The sequence below is a fragment of the Thiobacillus sp. genome, from assembly GCA_024235835.1.
Classification (GTDB): Bacteria; Pseudomonadota; Gammaproteobacteria; order Burkholderiales; family Thiobacillaceae; genus PFJX01.
In genome coordinates this window covers 810,956-825,799 of the sequence record JACKLQ010000001.1, presented here as the reverse complement: position 1 = coordinate 825,799, position 14,844 = coordinate 810,956, and the positions used below count along the sequence as shown (strand labels likewise).

The 14,844-nt window shown below is 65.5% G+C and carries 17 protein-coding genes; all 17 read right to left on the bottom strand.

Annotation, left to right across the window (positions count from 1 at the left end):
* Positions 1 to 63: 63 nt before the first annotated feature.
* The 17 genes from H6935_04005 to H6935_03925 all read right to left on the bottom strand — a co-directional run bounded on the left by H6935_04005 (position 64) and on the right by H6935_03925 (position 14,689).
* A complete protein-coding gene (locus tag H6935_04005; protein MCP5277509.1) occupies positions 64 to 438 on the bottom strand; it encodes an HNH nuclease family protein in 375 nt (124 codons plus the stop codon).
* Between the two features lie 136 nt (positions 439 to 574).
* Positions 575 to 823 carry an ArsR family transcriptional regulator gene (locus H6935_04000; protein ID MCP5277508.1) on the bottom strand — a complete coding sequence of 83 codons (249 nt, stop codon included), beginning with the start codon at positions 821 to 823 and terminating at the stop codon, positions 575 to 577.
* Between the two features lie 202 nt (positions 824 to 1,025).
* The gene (locus H6935_03995) at positions 1,026 to 2,348 is read right to left on the bottom strand and encodes an ArsB/NhaD family transporter (GenBank protein MCP5277507.1); all 1,323 of its coding nucleotides are present in this window, start codon (positions 2,346 to 2,348) and stop codon (positions 1,026 to 1,028) included.
* A 10-nt stretch (positions 2,349 to 2,358) separates the two neighbouring features.
* Entirely contained in the window at positions 2,359 to 2,814 is a 456-nt protein-coding gene (locus H6935_03990) for a CBS domain-containing protein (GenBank protein ID MCP5277506.1), read from the bottom strand.
* Positions 2,815 to 2,866: 52 nt separating this feature from the next.
* On the bottom strand, positions 2,867 to 3,394 hold the full coding sequence (locus H6935_03985) for a ferritin family protein (GenBank protein MCP5277505.1): 528 nt from the start codon (positions 3,392 to 3,394) through the stop codon (positions 2,867 to 2,869).
* Complete coding sequence (locus H6935_03980) at positions 3,391 to 5,202, bottom strand: FAD-dependent oxidoreductase (protein MCP5277504.1); 1,812 nt, start codon at positions 5,200 to 5,202, stop codon at positions 3,391 to 3,393. The genes H6935_03985 and H6935_03980 overlap by 4 nt, the downstream gene beginning before the upstream one ends.
* An 87-nt stretch (positions 5,203 to 5,289) precedes the next feature.
* Positions 5,290 to 6,465, bottom strand: a complete 1,176-nt coding sequence (locus tag H6935_03975; protein MCP5277503.1) for an NADH-quinone oxidoreductase subunit D — start codon at positions 6,463 to 6,465, stop codon at positions 5,290 to 5,292.
* Between the two features lie 146 nt (positions 6,466 to 6,611).
* On the bottom strand, positions 6,612 to 7,154 hold the full coding sequence (locus H6935_03970) for an NADH-quinone oxidoreductase subunit C (GenBank protein MCP5277502.1): 543 nt from the start codon (positions 7,152 to 7,154) through the stop codon (positions 6,612 to 6,614).
* A 35-nt stretch (positions 7,155 to 7,189) separates the two neighbouring features.
* Positions 7,190 to 7,816 (bottom strand): NADH-quinone oxidoreductase subunit NuoB, encoded by a 627-nt coding sequence (gene nuoB / locus H6935_03965; protein MCP5277501.1) that lies wholly within the window; start codon positions 7,814 to 7,816, stop codon positions 7,190 to 7,192.
* Positions 7,817 to 7,951: 135 nt separating this feature from the next.
* Complete coding sequence (locus tag H6935_03960) at positions 7,952 to 8,857, bottom strand: NADH-quinone oxidoreductase subunit H (GenBank protein MCP5277500.1); 906 nt, start codon at positions 8,855 to 8,857, stop codon at positions 7,952 to 7,954.
* Between the two features lie 131 nt (positions 8,858 to 8,988).
* Positions 8,989 to 12,156 carry an NADH-quinone oxidoreductase subunit F gene (locus H6935_03955; GenBank protein MCP5277499.1) on the bottom strand — a complete coding sequence of 1,056 codons (3,168 nt, stop codon included), beginning with the start codon at positions 12,154 to 12,156 and terminating at the stop codon, positions 8,989 to 8,991.
* Between the two features lie 17 nt (positions 12,157 to 12,173).
* Positions 12,174 to 12,542, bottom strand: coding sequence for an NADH-quinone oxidoreductase subunit K (locus H6935_03950; GenBank protein MCP5277498.1), 369 nt, complete (start codon positions 12,540 to 12,542; stop codon positions 12,174 to 12,176).
* Positions 12,539 to 13,237 carry a sodium:proton antiporter gene (locus tag H6935_03945; protein MCP5277497.1) on the bottom strand — a complete coding sequence of 233 codons (699 nt, stop codon included), beginning with the start codon at positions 13,235 to 13,237 and terminating at the stop codon, positions 12,539 to 12,541. The genes H6935_03950 and H6935_03945 overlap by 4 nt, the downstream gene beginning before the upstream one ends.
* Positions 13,230 to 13,589: a DUF4040 domain-containing protein gene (locus H6935_03940; protein MCP5277496.1), complete on the bottom strand. Its 360-nt coding sequence runs from the start codon at positions 13,587 to 13,589 to the stop codon at positions 13,230 to 13,232. Before H6935_03940 ends, H6935_03945 begins: the two co-directional genes overlap by 8 nt.
* Positions 13,589 to 13,912: a Na+/H+ antiporter subunit G gene (locus tag H6935_03935; GenBank protein MCP5277495.1), complete on the bottom strand. Its 324-nt coding sequence runs from the start codon at positions 13,910 to 13,912 to the stop codon at positions 13,589 to 13,591. Before H6935_03935 ends, H6935_03940 begins: the two co-directional genes overlap by 1 nt.
* Positions 13,913 to 13,935: 23 nt before the next feature.
* Positions 13,936 to 14,196 (bottom strand): cation:proton antiporter, encoded by a 261-nt coding sequence (locus H6935_03930; GenBank protein MCP5277494.1) that lies wholly within the window; start codon positions 14,194 to 14,196, stop codon positions 13,936 to 13,938.
* Entirely contained in the window at positions 14,189 to 14,689 is a 501-nt protein-coding gene (locus H6935_03925; GenBank protein MCP5277493.1) for a Na+/H+ antiporter subunit E, read from the bottom strand. Before H6935_03925 ends, H6935_03930 begins: the two co-directional genes overlap by 8 nt.
* Positions 14,690 to 14,844: the final 155 nt, after the last annotated feature.

Genomic DNA, 14,844 nt, shown 5'->3' with positions numbered 1-14,844 from the left:
TCAATCCTCAGCAGACCGTGTCCACGAATGAAACATTTTCTTGCACCGCCCCGCACCTGAACGCTAGGGCTTCTTGCCCTTCCTGGATTCCATCATGGCCTTCAGTTCCGCGAAGGGGTTGAAGGTGGCCGATTCCACAGCGTCGCCGCCCGCCCCTTCGCGCCCCGCCATGTCCTTGAGCTTGGAGTGCTCATGCTCGTGGCAATAGGTGCAAAGCAGCTCCCAGTTGCTGCCGTCGGGCGGGTTGTCGTTGTGGTTGCCGTTCCTGTGGTGGACTTCCAGCAGCTGCAGGTTGGCATGGGTGAATTCCCGGGCACAGCGGCCGCACACCCAGGGGTATAGCTTGAGGGCCCGGGCGCGGTAGCCCGCATCCCGTTGTTCCGCGTTGCGCCGGGCTTCCAGGACGATGCGGTCCAGACGGTCCTTGTTGTCGCTCATGGCTTCGCTTGCAAGTGGCAAAGTGCCAGCTTAAGGCGAAACTCCCCGGGCGGGAAACGGCCTTGCGCCGGGACCGGGCGGGTGCCGGCCATGGGGCGAGCAAGAAGCGGACGTCGGACCCGCTTCTCTCAAAACACTACTTGCTGACGGCCTTGGGTTTGCGGCCGGGGCTGGCCATGGGCACGTAGCCGGACACACGGTAAAGCATGCCTTCTACGGGCTCGTCATCCACGTAGCGCGTGGTGTGGCACATGATGACGTCGCCCTTGGCGGCCAGGCTGGAAAGATATTCGCTCACTGCTTCCAGGGACACGCCGGTTTCCTGGGCGATTTCCGCATCCAGGCTTTCGCCATGGTCCTTCAGGTACTGCATGATTGCTTGCAAGACTGGGACTCCTCTTACTTGGGTTGATAAGGGGGTGCCGCGGGTGCTTGATGGCACGGCCCGTTGTTGTCCTTGTTGTGTTCGGGCTTGAAAGTTGGACATTTTACGCCCTAAGCCGCGTATCACCTAATCAGAGGACGGGTGCGGATTTCCGTGGGGCACCAAGCATGTAAGTGCCCGATGCCGCGAACCTTTCAGCCCCTCAGGAAAAAGCCGGGAAGAACAGGGCGAGGGCGCAACTGGCCACCCCCAGGCTGCCGAGCATCACGGGCAGGCCTGCCCGCAGCCAGCGGCCGGGCGTGATGCGGGCCTCGGGCATCTGGGCCCGCTCCGCCTCGGCGATGCAGATGACGTTGGCCGTGGCGCCGATGTGGGTGCCGTTGCCCCCCAGGCCTACGCCCAGGGCCAGGGCCCACCAAAGGGGGGTCACGTTCACCCCCTGCTGTTCCAGGGCGGCGACGATGGGGATCATGGTCACCGTGAAGGGGATGTTGTCGATGATGGCGCTCAAGAGGGCCGCCACCCACATGAGCAGCAGGGCGGTGGCCAGCAGATGGCCCGGTTCCCGGGCATGCTCGGCGAGCTGGGCGCCCACCAGGTGCAGCAGGCCCGATGCGTCCACGCCCCCCACCAGCACGAACAGGGCGGCGAAGAAGAGGAGTACGGACCATTCCACCTTGGTCATCAGCTTTTCCGGGTCGGGCCGCAGCCATGTCAGGGCCAGGGCCAGGCCGATGAGACTGACGAAGGCGGGGTACCAATGCAGGGTGTGGTGCAGGAAGAACAGCACCACCACGCCCACAAGGACGGTGACGATTCTTCTCAGGGCATGGTGATCGGTGATGGCCTTGTTTTCGTCCAGGTCCACGACTGCGGTCATGTCCGCCTGCCGCAGTTCACTGCGGAACAGGAACATGAGGATGAACAGGGTGACCAGCCAGACGGGTGCGATGAGGGGGCCCATGTGGACCAGAAACCTGAGGAAGTCGATGCCGGCGGCACTGCCGATCATGATGTTGGGCGGATCACCCACCAGGGTGGCTGCGCCGCCGATGTTGGACATCATGGCTTCGGCGATTAGGAAAGGGCCCGGGTTCAGGTTGAGGAGCCGGGTAACCAGCACGGTGAGGGGCGCGAAGATGATCACCGTGGTCACGTTGTCCAGCACCATGCTCAGCACGCTGACGGCGGCACACAGGTAGACCAGCAGCAGGCGTGGACTGCCTCCCGCCAGCTTGGCCAGGCGGATGCCCAGGTATTCGAAGGCGCCGGTAGGCCGCAGCATGGCCACCAGCATCATCATGGCCATGAGCAGCAGCATGGTGTTGCCGTCCACGGCGGAGAGGGCTTCCTCCTGGCTGTAGAAGCCGGACCAGCCCCCCACCATGACCATGGCCACGGCCCCCAGCAGGGCCGCGTAGGCCCGGTGCACCACCTCTGTGAAAATCATGCCATAGGCCACCACCAGGATGCCCAGGGCGATGGCCATGTCGGCATTGAAGCCGGTTGCCTCGATTACGGGCATGCTGCTTCCATCAGGTTCGGGCGGCCTGGTGCAGCAGGTGCTGGGCCAGGCTCATGATGCTGACGGCGCCGTGGTACTCGTCTCCGTCCACGACAAAGATGTAGGTGGTGTCATCCTGTTCCATGATGGCCAGGGCCTTGGTCACGGAGGAGTTGGAGGTGACGATGGAGTGATCGGGCAGGATGAAGTCGTCCACGGTGCGGTGCAGCACTTCCTTGCTGTGGATCTCCGGCAGGCGAAGGTTCTCGATGCCGTCTCCCAGCACGTGGGAATGCTTTATGAGGTAGTCCGGCAGGCAGGTCATCTTCAGGATGTGGCGGATGGAAGCCTTGCCATTGATTTTCCCCGAGCGGTCACGGAAGGGAATGCCGGGCATCTGCACCCGCACGCATTCGGCGAACAGGTCGGCCACGGACATGCCGGGCTCCGCCACGGCGGTGGGAATGGCCAGATCGCGCAAGCTCATGATGGGTGCTCCCTAGTGCATGACGGGGGCATTCTAGATGCGCCCGGGAAAGCTAGACACCGCCGCTGTGGACCGTGGCGTAATAGATCTTCTCCAGCTCCAGCTTGTGCTTGGTCTCTTCGCTGGCCAGGTATTCGAACAGGTCGCGGATGGGGCCCGCCGGGGCGGTCTGGGCAAGCTCGCCGTAGTGGGTCATGGCGGCGTGTTCCCGACCCATGGCGTATTGCAGCACGGCCTGGTCGTCCGGGTTGTCCCCCAGGTCCGGCACGTGCAGGCAGTCGGAGAACTTGCTGTCGCTGGCGGTGCGCTGGATCTCCTCTTTCACCTGGTCGGCGATGTCGGCACGCTGGGCCAGGGCGCCGAACAGGTCGTAATGGTTCTGCTCTTCCGCGGCCAGTTCCTCCACCAGGTAGCGGATGCGCTTGCTCACCTTGGGGATCAGGGCGGTGTAGAAGTCCCGGGCGACTTCCTCGAAATGGGTGGCGACTTCGAGGATTTCCTTTAGTGAGGTCTTGCCGCGCAGGCGTTCGATGCCATGGGTGCCCTCGGCACCCTTTGTCCCTTCTCTGCCTTCGGTCATTTGCTTATCTCCTGAGGAACCAGCACGGAATGGATGCTGGCGGCGACGCGATGGCCGTCCGCCACGGCGTGCACCACGTCGGGGCCGGCGACGCAGTCCCCCGCCGACCACAGCCAGGGCTCGGACGTGCGGCCGTCGGCGTCGATGCGGATGCGGCCCCGGTTCCATTCCAGCTGCTCCGTCAGCGCGTCGCCCAGCAGGGAGGTGTCGGCGAACTGGCCGATGGCCTCGATCACCGTGTCGCAGGCGTGGATGGTTTCTCCCGCCTCGTCGTAGCGGGGCGCGAACCGCTTGTTTTCGTCGAAGATGGACAGCACCTTCCAGGTCTTCAGGCCGATCAACTTGCCATGGGTATCGATCTCGCAGCCCTGGGGACCGCAACTGTCGCGGATGACGATGCCTTCCTCCAGGGCTTCCTTGATCTCGTCCGGGTCCGCCATGAAGTGCTGTTGCTCCTCCAGGGCGGTGACCACCACGTCCACATGGCCGTACTGCTGCTTCTGCATGCGGGCGATGGAGCGGGCGATGTCCATGGCCACGTTGCCTCCGCCGATGACCACGGCGCAGTGGGGCAGCTCGAAGGGCTCGCCGGCGGTGATCTTGTGCAGCAGGTCCACGGCCCGGTGGACCTTCTCGTGTTCCGAATTGGGGATGCGGGTCTGGCGGCCCTGCTGCAGGCCGATGGCCAACACCACGGCGTCGTGGTCCCGCCGCAGATCATCCATGGTCTTGTCCACGCCGATGCGGCAGTTGTATTCGATCTTCACGCCCATGGACACGATGACCGCCACGTCCCGGTCCAGGGCCTCGTAGGGCAGGCGGTATTCGGGAATGCCGTAGCGGGTCATGCCCCCCGCCGCCGCCTTGGCCTCGAACACGTTGACCGCGTGGCCCAGGCGCGCCAGGTCGAAGGCGGCGGTAAGGCCCGCCGGGCCGGCGCCGATGATGGCCACCCGCTTGCCGGTGCTGGGGCCGGGGCCGCCGATGATGTCCGGGTAGCGGTCGCGGGGTACCTGTTCGGCCACCTGGTCGATGATGTGGCGCTTCAGCCAGCGGATGGCGATGGGGTCGCCCTCGTGGCGGGCGGCGCAGGCGTCCTCGCACTTGTGGGTGCAGACCCGGCCGCACACCTGGGAGAAGGGATTGGTCTCGTAGAGCAGCTTCAGGCCCCGCTCATAGTCGCCATCCCGCACGGCGGCGATGTACTGGGGCACCGCCATGTGGGTGGGGCAGGTGGCCACGCACAGGCCGCAGGCCACGCAGCGGTCCGCTTCCAGGACCGCCTGCTCCTTCGTGTAGCCGTGCACGATCTCCTGGAAGTTGTCGATGCGATCCGCCGGGTGCATCTCGCCCATGGGGATGCGGTACTGGCCGGTGAGGCGATGGCCGTCGGGCCGGCGGTAGCCCAGCTCGGCGTTGTCCCATGCCTTCTTGTCGATACCCGGGGTGAAGCGGAAGGCATCCGGGTCACTTTCCACCCACATGTAGGCGTTGGACATGGTGAGGGACTGGGTCATGCACACGTCCACGCACAGGGCGCACCAGCAGCAGCGGCCGTAGTCGATACGGGGGCGCAGGCCCGAGTCGCCCTGCTTGGTCTCGACGCCTGGAACCGGCAGCATGTCGATGGCGCCGTTCTGGCAGATGGTCTCGCAGGTGCCGCAGCCGATGCACTTCTGGATGTCGTTCTGGTGGAAGCCGCGATAACGCGGGGCGGCCTCCCGGTGCAGGGGGTCCTCGATGGACACCGGGTCCCGGAACAGGTGTTTCCAGGCGGTGAAGGGGGAGAGGAGGTCCTTGACGCTCATGTCAGTACGTGCCGGGCCGCCCCAAGCGTACTGACCCCCTCGGGGGGCAGTGAGCGGAGCGAATGTGGGGGCTGTTTCATTTCTCGCTCACCTTTCTATTTCCGGCGGATAGGTATGCAAAGACACCATCAACGAGGCTACATCCGAGATGTTGAGCCCCACGATCATGCGTTCCAGCAGGGCCATGGCATGGGTGTAGGACGGCCCCCGCACGTTGACCCGACGCGGATAGCCGGAGCCGTCGGTGACCAGGTAGTAGCCGTACTCGCCCCGGGAGCATTCACCCCGCACGTAGGTCTCGCCCCGGGGAATCTTCCAATGCAGCATGCTGGGCATGGGGGCCATGACCGGGCCATCCTTGGGCATCTTGCTCAAAATCTGGCGGATCAGGTCCACGGACACCAGCACGTCCCGGCGGCGTACGTCGGCCCGGGTGTAGATGTCCGAGTCCCGGCCGATGACCGGCTCGAAATCCAGCTCCGGATAGACCAGGTAGGGGGCGTCCTTGCGCACGTCCTTGGCCACGCCGGCGGCCCGGGCGTTGGGGCCGGTGACGCCGTACTCGTCCAGCCAGGCGGGGTCGATGACCCCCATGCCCACGGTGCGCTTCTTGAACACGGCGTTGCGGAACATCACGTCCCACACGTCCTTCAGGGTGCGCTCCACTTCCAGCAGGGTCTCTTCCATGCGGCCCGCGAAGCCCTCCGGCAACTGGTCCCGCACGCCGCCGGGCATGATGAACATGTGGTAGATGCGGGCGCCGGTCATTTCCTCGAAGCGGTCCAGCATCAGGTCCCGGGCGTAGGTGGTCCACTGGCCGATGACCCCCTGGCCGATGGCGCCGGCCTGGCCCCCCAGGTACATGAGGTAGCTGTTGATGCGGCCCATCTCCAGGATCAGGGCGCGGATCCAGTGGGCCTTCTCCGGCACCTCCACGCCGGCCAGTTCCTCCACGGCGGCGGCGTAGCAGTACTCGTTGAAGTCCGGCTCCGGCACGCAGATGCGGCAGACGATGGGGAAGCACTGGATGAAGGTGCGCCGCTCCATGAGCTTTTCGAAGCCCCGGTGCAGGTAGCCCACGTGGGTCTTGCCTTCCACCACCTCGTCGCCGCACACGGTGAGTTCCACCGACATGTTGCCGGTGATGCCCGGGTGGTTGGGGCCCTGCCACAGCTTCAGGTACTTGCCGGACGTGAGGTCGATATCCAGGCTGCCGTCGGGCTTCGTCGCCGGGTATTGGGAGCGGTCGGGGGTGTAGCTCATGTCAATTGATCCACAACGCGGCGCCTAACCCACGACGCATGAAACGGGCGCGCGGGTAGGAGGCCCGCTCGCGGGCCGAACCATCGCGGGCCGAACCATTCGCGCCGCAAGCAGCGCTCCTACGGGTGTTGGGAGGCTGTTTCATTTCAGTCCTTGCCCGGATAGAGCTGCTGCTTCATGTGGGTCTCCGGGTCCCGGGTCTCCCGGCCGGGCCGCTGGGCGTAGCTGTCGTGGGCGTATTTCAGGGTGTCGAACTCGCGCCGGTAGGGGGGGATGTCGTTCCAGCCTTCCAGGATGAACTCCTCGTTCACCCGGGGGCTGTCGGGAAAGTCGATGCCGAACATCTCCCGCAATTCCCGTTGATAGGTGGCCGCCGTGGGCCAGATGTCGTGGATGCTGGCCATGGTGGTGCCCACCCGGGGCAGCATGACCCGCAGGCCCATGTCCGTATTTTCAGCGCGGTTGGAGAGCAGGTAGGTGAGTTGGAATTCACAGTTTTCCTGCCCCTCCTCGTACCAGTCCACCGCCGTCAGCAGCACGAGATGGGTAAATCCCTCCAGGTCCCGCAGGTGCAACAGGGCCGGGCGCAGGTATTCCGCGGGCAGGGTGACGAAGGCGAGATTCGTCCGTTGCTCCGTGAGCTCGCCCACGGGGAAGAGGGCCTTCAGCCGGTCGTATAGCGCGCGCATCTTTTTTTCAACATTCGTTTGCCATTAATCGGTCATCACCAGTTGTAGTCCGGCATGTCCCAGTCGTGGATCACCTGCTTCTGGTTGGCCTTGTACCAGGCGAACTTCTCCGCGTACTGGTTGGCACCCTCCGCCTTGCCGGCCCGGATCAGTTTCTTCAAATCCTCGAAGCCCAGCAGCAGTGCCTCGGGCCGGGGCATGCAGCCGGTGATGTAGAGGTCCACGGGCATGTACTGGTCCAGGCACTTGATGGTGTTGTAGGAATCCCAGTACATGCCGCCGTTGATGGTGCAGGAGCCCAGGCCCACCACGTATTTCGGGCTCTGCATCTGCTCGTAGGCGCGGATGGCCCGCTTCAGGGTCTTGGTGGAAAGGTAGCCGGAGATCACCAGTAGATTGGCCTGGCGCGCCGTGGGCCGCCACTGGATGCCGTAGCGGTAGGCGTCGAAGCGGGGGGTCATGAGGGGGCGCATCTCGATGGCGCCGCAGCCGGTGCCGAAGCCCAGGATCCACAGTGAGTTCGCACGGGCCCAGTTGAAGAAGTCCTCGACGATCTTGATGTAGGCGCCGTGCTGCACCGTGGGCGGGGCGTCGCAGAAGTAGTCCTTCAGGGGCTCCACCTCGAACTCCACCCCGTCCGGCCCCTTGACCTTGCGGGGCATCAGCTCCGGTTTCACGAAATGCAGGGGATCACGTTTCATGTTGTTGCCTTTCAAGAAACTCGCCGGGCCGCCCCAAGCGTTTCTTGGCCCCCGTGGGGGGCGATTCGACCCGAAGGGGAGAAGCGGGGGCAGTACTCATACCAACAGGATGGCCAGCACGCCCAGGGGCACGGCCCAGACCAGGAACCAGCGGATGGACTGCTCCACGCGGAAGCGGGGGAACACCACGCCCACGAAGGCCGAGAACAGATAGATCAGGAAAACCTTGAGGAAGAACACGGGCCAGCTGGCCGCGCCGCCGAAGAACAGGTTCATGTAGACCACGATTTTTGCAATCGGAAAAATGGCCCGGTTGGTCTGCATCAGGGCCAGGTAGGAGGAGTGGTACTCGGTGGGCGGGCCGATGGGGATCTCCTGGGGCGCCAGCACCACGTCGAAGGGCGGCCGCATCATGGAACCCAGGAAGCCCAGCATGGCCGCCGTCACGGCGATGGGGTTGGTGAACAGGGTCCAGTTCTGGATGCCGCCCTGCTGGGCCGCGACGATGTCGGTGATGGACAGGGTCTGGTATTGCAGGGCCACGGCGAACACCGCCAGGGCGAAGGGCAGTTCGGCGGCAGTGACCTGGGACAGGCCCCGGGTGATGCCGATGGCCGCATGGGGATGGCCACTCTCCGCCGCCCCCAGGGCCATGCCCAGGGTGCCGAAGAACACGAAGTACAGGGCCAGGATCAGGTCGCCGGCGAAGGACAGGTTGGAGAACATCTCCGAACCGTGGATGGTGGGTACGAACAGCAGCAGGCCCACGCCGCCGGAGAGGCGGAACACCGGCCCCAGGTAGAACATGACACCGTGGGTGATGGAGGTGCGCAGGCCGTAGTTCTTGATCAGGTCGGCGTAGTTCTGCCAGATGGGGATGCCGTGGCGGCGGCCCACCCGGGCGCCCAGCTTCTGGATGAAGGCCCCCAGCAGCATGCCGTAGTTGACGACGATGAACAGGGTCAGCAGGGAGTAGGGAATCTTGATCCACTCGAATTCCATGTCAGTTGCTCCACCGCGCATCGCGCGAATCACGACGCATGAAACGGGAGAACCGGTAGGAGGCCCGCTTGCGGGACGATCCGTTCGCGCCGCGAGCGGCGCTCCTACAAGCGGTGTTGGGCTGTTTCATGTCAGCGCCCCATTCCCAGAATGAACACGATGACCACGAAGGCCAGGAAGTGGAAGGCATAGGTCTGACCGTTGCCGGTGTACAGGCGCCGCCCGATGTCTCCCGCCGTGTGCAGCAGGTCGGTGATGGCGCCCCAGAATTGGGTGACGAAGGGCTGGGTCATGAAGCCCAGGGCCTTGCGGTAGGGGGCGAAGAAGTTCCAGGCGAAGTGGGTGGTCTCCGGGCGGAAGGGGCGTTCGGCGGAGAACACGATGTTGAACTGCTTCACCAGCTGGGCCTTGCGGTTCACGAACAGCAGCCAGGCGAACAGGGTGGTGAAGATCACGCCGACCACGACCATGATGGCGACCGGGTTCCAGTAGCCGTACTGGCTGGTGATGCGCAGGCCTTCCCAGTGCAGGGCGCCGTTGGGGAAGAAGGTGCTGATGTAGCCATCCACCTGGCGCAGGGCCAGGCCCGGGGCCACGGCGAACACCATGAGCAGGCCCACGTAGATCATCTGGGGCAGGACGATCCAGAAGGGCGCTTCCTTCACCCGCCGCAGCTCGTCCTTCAACTGGCCCAGGAAGATGGTGTGGATGAGCCGGAACAGGTAGAGGAAGGCGATGGGCCCGGCCATGAACAGGATGGCCATGGGCAGGCGGTACTCGCTGTCCATGATGGCGTTGTAGAAGATCCAGCGGCCGCCGAAGCCGGACAGGGGCGGCACCCCGGACATGGCGATGATGCCGATGAGCACGGCGATGAAGGACAGGGGCATCAGCTTGATCAGGCCCCCCATGCGGTACATCTCCCGGGTGCCCGTGCGCTTGGCCACTCCGCCCACGGAGAGGAACAGCATGGACTTGTAGATGTAGTGGTTGATGACGAACATCAGCGCCATGAGCCAGCCCATGTGGTTCATCAAGGCCAGGCCGAACAGGGCGTAGCCCATCTGGCCGATGGAGGAATAGGCCAATAACCGCTTTGCATCCTCCTGGAAGATGGCCAGCAGGTTGCCGAAGAAGGCCGTCAACGCCGCCACCCAGATCAGCACGTGGGTCAGTTCCACGCCGTAAAGCTGCTGCTTGCCCATGGTCATGAGCAGCAGGAACAGGCCGAACAGGCCCGCCTTGAGCAGGATGCCCGACACCATGGGGGACACGTCGGTCTCCGCCTCGGCGTGGGCGCCGGGTAGCCAGATGTGCACGCCGATGGCGGCGGTCTTGGTCATGAAGCCGATGGCCAGCAGCAGGAAGACCCAGGGGGCGATGGGGTCCAGGCGCGCGGCCAGCTCGCCCAGGTCCGCCAGGGGCAGGCCCGGCGCGCCGCCGGCGGCCAGGGCGAAACCCGCCAGGATCAGGAAGGCGCCCCCCAGGGAGAACACCATGTAGGACAGGGCGTGGGGTTCGGATTCCTTGCCCCGCAGGATGAGGAAGTAGGAACCCAGGGTGAGGATCTCCCAGGCGGCGAAGAAGGTGAAGGCGTCGCTGGCGCGGATGAGCATCACCAGGCCCGCGAACATCAGCATCGTGGACGGATAGAAGCCGATGCGCCGGCCGTGGGCGTGGTAGCTGGACAGCAGGGTGACGGCGCCGCCCAGGGTGAAGATGAGGGCGAAGATCAGGCGCAGGGGGTCGTATTCGGTGTAGGTCAGGGCGAAGAAGCCCACCAGGCCGGCGATGGCCAGGCTGTTCTTCACCCAGGCGGGCAGCCAGTCCAGCACCAGGAAGGCCAGGGCAAACAGCAGGGGCAGGGCCAGCAGCAGGTTGTTCCGGGCGAACAGGCCGCTGGCCAAGTCGCCCCAAAGCCAGGCCAGTACCCAGCCGGCTACCACGGCGGCGAGCACGGGGATGAGCTTGTGGGCCGTGCAGGCCACGGCCTCATCCGGGGCCTCCCGCTTCAGAATGTAGCCGAACCAGCGGAACAGGTAGCCCGCCTCGACCAGGGCACCCAGCAGCACCAGGGCCAGCAGGGCCAGGCGGCCTTCGCCGGCCAGGTGGTGTACCAGCTCCCACTTGGCATAGAAGCCGGGGAAGGGAGGCAGGCCCGTGAGCATGGCGATGAAGGTGACGAAGGCGAAGACCAGCAGGGGGCGCTTGGCCAGGACAGCCCAATCCACCAGTTGTCGCTTCGCCACCAGGCCGGAGAGCCAGAACAGGCCCGCCTTGGCCACGGCATGGGAGATGAGCAGGCCGAAGGCGATGAAGGGAGTGCTGTCCCCCAGGATGTCCCGCTGGCCCAGCACCACCAGCACCAGGCCCGTCTGGGCGATGGAGGAATAGCCCAGCAGGCGGCGGTCGTGGGTCTGGGGCAGGGCGAAGAGGTTGGCGGCGATGAAGGTGACGATGCCGATGCCCGTGGCCATGGGCAGCCAGGCCTCGCCGCCGATCAGCAGCAGCTTGTCCACGGCGTAGAGGGCCGCGGCGCCGGTGGCGGCGGAGAAGAGGGCGGAGAAGGCGGGGTGGGCCGATTCATAGATGTCCAGGGCCCAGCCGTTGGCGGGAAAGGGCTTCAGTTCGGAGACGATGGCGATGAACATCAGGAAGAAGGCCAGGGCCCCGCCGTTCAGCAGGCCCAGCTCCGCATCGGCCATGCCGTCGATGTTGAGGGTGCCGGTGGCGTGGTAGGCGAAGATGATGCCGATGAGCAGGAACACCGAGATGAGCTGGGACACCACTAGGTACTTGAAGCCGGCGCTGAGCGACAACTGCTCGGACAGGCCGGCGCGGGCGTTGCGGGACAGCAGCACCAGGCCGGCGGTGGAGATGACCGCCAGTTCGAAGAACACGAACAGGTTGAACATGTCCCGGGTGAGGATGATGCCCCCCAGGGCCATGACGGCCACCAGCAGCACCGCCATGGCGCGGCGGCCCTGTTGCAGCAGCACGTCCTTGAGGTGGATGGCCGACAGCAGGCCCGTCAGGTTCACCAGCAGGGTCAGGGCGGCTTCCGCCAGGCCGAAGCGCAGGTTGATGGCGAAGGGCGGTGGCGTGCCGGCGGTGAGGATTTCCGCCGGGGCGGCGCCTTCCAGGGTGAAGGCCCACAGCCAGCGGGCGGGAATCCAGGCCATCCAGGCCAGGGCGGCCAGGGTCAGGCCGTAGGACGCGGCGCGCCGCTGGTCGCCCAGCAGGCCCAGCAGGAAGGCAGCGCCCAGGCCGATGGCCAGGATGAGGAGGGGATTCAGCAACAGGTTCTCCATGCCGCTCATCCCTTCAGCTCCGTGAATTGGGCAATGTCCAGGCTGCGCTTCTGGCCGAAGAGGCGCAGGGCGTAGGCCAGCATCAGGGCCGTGACGCCCACGCCGATGACGATGGCGGTGAGCACCAGGGCCTGGGGCACCGGGTCGATGATGCGGGCGGCGGCGTCAGCGGCGGCCAGAGTCGAATCCAGGATGGGCGCCGTGCGGCCGTGCATATAGCCGATGGAGACGATGACGATGTTGACCCCCGTGTCGGCGATGGTGAAGGCCACGATCATGCGCAGCAGGTTGCGGCGGGTGAGGGCGCCGTAGAAGCCGATGAGGATCAGCAGGAAGCCGGTGGCCATGGCCAGTTGGGCGATGCCGGGCATCATGGCTCCTCGGTCTCGGACAGGCTGGCGAGCATGGAGGACACCTCGGCCCCCACCTTGAGGCCGATGAGGGAATAGATCAGCGGGATGGCCCCGGCGGAGAACAGTGCCCCCAGGGTGCCTGTGGGCAGGAAGCGGTTGTCCAGGAAGCCGCCGGCCAGCACCAGGCCCAGCAGGCCGATGATGACGTAGAAGACGCCGGCCACGGATTCGATGGCGGCGATGAGGCCGTGGCTGAAGTGTTTCAGGGGATCGGCCAGCAGGAGCAGCAAGGTGCCCGAGGCGATGATGGCGCCGCCCTGGAAGCCGCCGCCGGGGGTCAGGTGGCCGTTCACGAAGACGTAGACGCCCAGCAGCATGATCAGGGGCGCGAGGTAGCGGCTGCCCGTGGTGAGCAGTTCGCCTACCGGGACGAGGGCATGGCCAGGTCTGCCGGCGTTCCCCCCCAGGGCCAGCACCAGTCCCACGACGGTGGCGGCCAGGAACAGCACCGTGACCTCGCCCAGGGTGTCCAGGCCGCGGTAGGTGACGATGATGGCGGTGACGATGTTGGCCGCGCCGATGTCCCGGGCGGTGTTGTCGGCGTAGTAGCGGGCGGTCTGGTTCAGGTCCGCGTCGGGGGTGTAGCCCGCCAGCAGCAGGGCGAACAGGCCGCCGATGGACAGCACCAGCAGGAGGGCGATGAAGCGCTTAACCATGATTGTTTCCTACCCCGCCGCTGTGCGGATGCAATCCAGCCCCCTCGGGGGGCGGCTCGGGTGGATTCACCGAGCCGGGGGTCGTTCTTATCCGACCCAGCACGAAGAAGAACAGGAAAGTGGTGAGGCCGCTGCCGATGGCGGCCTCGGTCATGGCCACGTCGGGGGCCGCCAGCACCAGGAACAGCACCGAGGCAATGAGACTCACCAGGCCGGCGGCCAGGATGGCGATGGGGAGTCCGCCGGTCTCCGTCTTGTCCTCCTCGGCGCTGGGCTCGCGGATGGCCATCAGGGCGGCGCCGATCATGGCGACGCACAGCACCCCGGTCATGACGGTCATCAGATCACCCATCATGCCTCTCCCCGGTCTTCCGACAGCCGGTCCACGCTGGTGAGGGACGACTTGACCGCGCCCACCCGGTGGGCCGCCCGGGCCAGCACCTGGGAGGAGATGGGATTGGTGAAGAGGATGAACAAGCCGATCAGCAGCAGCTTCAAGCCCCATTCCGGATGCAGGCAGGCGGCTCCGGACAGGCTCAGCAGGGTGCCCAGGGTGGTGGCCTTGGTGCCGGCCTGGATGCGGTTGAACAGGTCGGGCATGCGCACCAGGCCCAGCCCCCCCAGCAGCAGGAAGGCCGCGCCGGCCACCAGCAGCAGGCCGCCGAGAATGTTCATGGGCGTGTCGATGAGGGGCGCCATCACAGGCCCCGCTCCAGATAGCGGGCTATGACGATTACCCCCAGGAAGGACAGCAGGGCGTAGACCAGGGCCACGTCCAGGTAGATGCCGCGCCCCTCGGCCAGGGTAATCAGGACGATGCCGGTGATGCTGACGATGGTGAGCACGTCGAAGGCCACCACCCGGTCGCCGGCGGCCGGCCCCTTGAGGAAGCGGTACAGGGCCAGCAGCAGGGCCGCGCCCGTCAGCGTCGCGGCGAGATGGATCAGCGTTTCAACCATACATGACTTCCAGATAGCGCTCGAAACCGGAAACGATGCTGGCCGTGGCCGCCTCGGTCTCTTCCGCTTCCACGGCGACCCAGTGGATGTAGAGCCATTCGCCCTCCATTTCCACGGTGAGGGTGCCGGGGGTGAGGGTGATGGAGTTGGCCAGCAGCAGCCGCCCCATGGGGCTTTTCAGTTTGGTGCGCACCTTGACGATGCCCGGGTGGAGGGGCAGGGCGGGGGAGAGCACGATGCCCGCCAGGCGCAGGTTGGATTTGACCAGCTCCTTGAGGAAGTAGAGCACGTAGGCCGGCGCCGCCAGCAGGGACTGGGGGGTGAAACGGAATTCCGAGACCACCGACAGGCCATTGCGGAAGATCAGGGTGATGACCAGGGCCGCGAGCACACCCACCAGGAGGACGTCCGTAGCCAGGGAGCCGTTCAGCAGCAGCCAGAAGCCCAGCAGGGTGAAGAACATCAGGGACAGGTCCCGGACCTTGGCCGTCATGACGTCGCGCCTTCCGGGGCGACGAGAGCGGGCCGCGTCCGAGCGGACAATGGCCGCTGTGGCAGGCATGAGAATACGCCCTCCCGGCTGGCCTTGGCGGATGCGGATTTTAAAACAGTCAGAAAACTCACCTGTACGTTCTCATTGTGAATGGG

Excerpts from the sequence above, each read along its gene's own strand:
- H6935_04005 (MCP5277509.1), bottom strand. The coding sequence starts at position 438 with ATGAGCGACAACAAGGACCGTCTGGACCGCATCGTCCTGGAAGCCCGG.
- H6935_03995 (MCP5277507.1), bottom strand. The coding sequence starts at position 2,348 with ATGCCCGTAATCGAGGCAACCGGCTTCAATGCCGACATGGCCATCGCC.
- H6935_03990 (MCP5277506.1), bottom strand. The coding sequence starts at position 2,814 with ATGAGCTTGCGCGATCTGGCCATTCCCACCGCCGTGGCGGAGCCCGGC.
- H6935_03985 (MCP5277505.1), bottom strand. The coding sequence starts at position 3,394 with ATGACCGAAGGCAGAGAAGGGACAAAGGGTGCCGAGGGCACCCATGGC.
- H6935_03980 (MCP5277504.1), bottom strand. The coding sequence starts at position 5,202 with ATGAGCGTCAAGGACCTCCTCTCCCCCTTCACCGCCTGGAAACACCTG.
- H6935_03975 (MCP5277503.1), bottom strand. The coding sequence starts at position 6,465 with ATGAGCTACACCCCCGACCGCTCCCAATACCCGGCGACGAAGCCCGAC.
- H6935_03970 (MCP5277502.1), bottom strand. The coding sequence starts at position 7,154 with ATGCGCGCGCTATACGACCGGCTGAAGGCCCTCTTCCCCGTGGGCGAG.
- nuoB (MCP5277501.1), bottom strand. The coding sequence starts at position 7,816 with ATGCCCCGCAAGGTCAAGGGGCCGGACGGGGTGGAGTTCGAGGTGGAG.
- H6935_03960 (MCP5277500.1), bottom strand. The coding sequence starts at position 8,857 with ATGGAATTCGAGTGGATCAAGATTCCCTACTCCCTGCTGACCCTGTTC.
- H6935_03950 (MCP5277498.1), bottom strand. The coding sequence starts at position 12,542 with ATGATGCCCGGCATCGCCCAACTGGCCATGGCCACCGGCTTCCTGCTG.
- H6935_03945 (MCP5277497.1), bottom strand. The coding sequence starts at position 13,237 with ATGGTTAAGCGCTTCATCGCCCTCCTGCTGGTGCTGTCCATCGGCGGC.
- H6935_03940 (MCP5277496.1), bottom strand. The coding sequence starts at position 13,589 with ATGGGTGATCTGATGACCGTCATGACCGGGGTGCTGTGCGTCGCCATG.
- H6935_03935 (MCP5277495.1), bottom strand. The coding sequence starts at position 13,912 with ATGAACATTCTCGGCGGCCTGCTGCTGGTGGCCGGCGCGGCCTTCCTG.
- H6935_03930 (MCP5277494.1), bottom strand. The coding sequence starts at position 14,196 with ATGGTTGAAACGCTGATCCATCTCGCCGCGACGCTGACGGGCGCGGCC.
- H6935_03925 (MCP5277493.1), bottom strand. The coding sequence starts at position 14,689 with ATGACGGCCAAGGTCCGGGACCTGTCCCTGATGTTCTTCACCCTGCTG.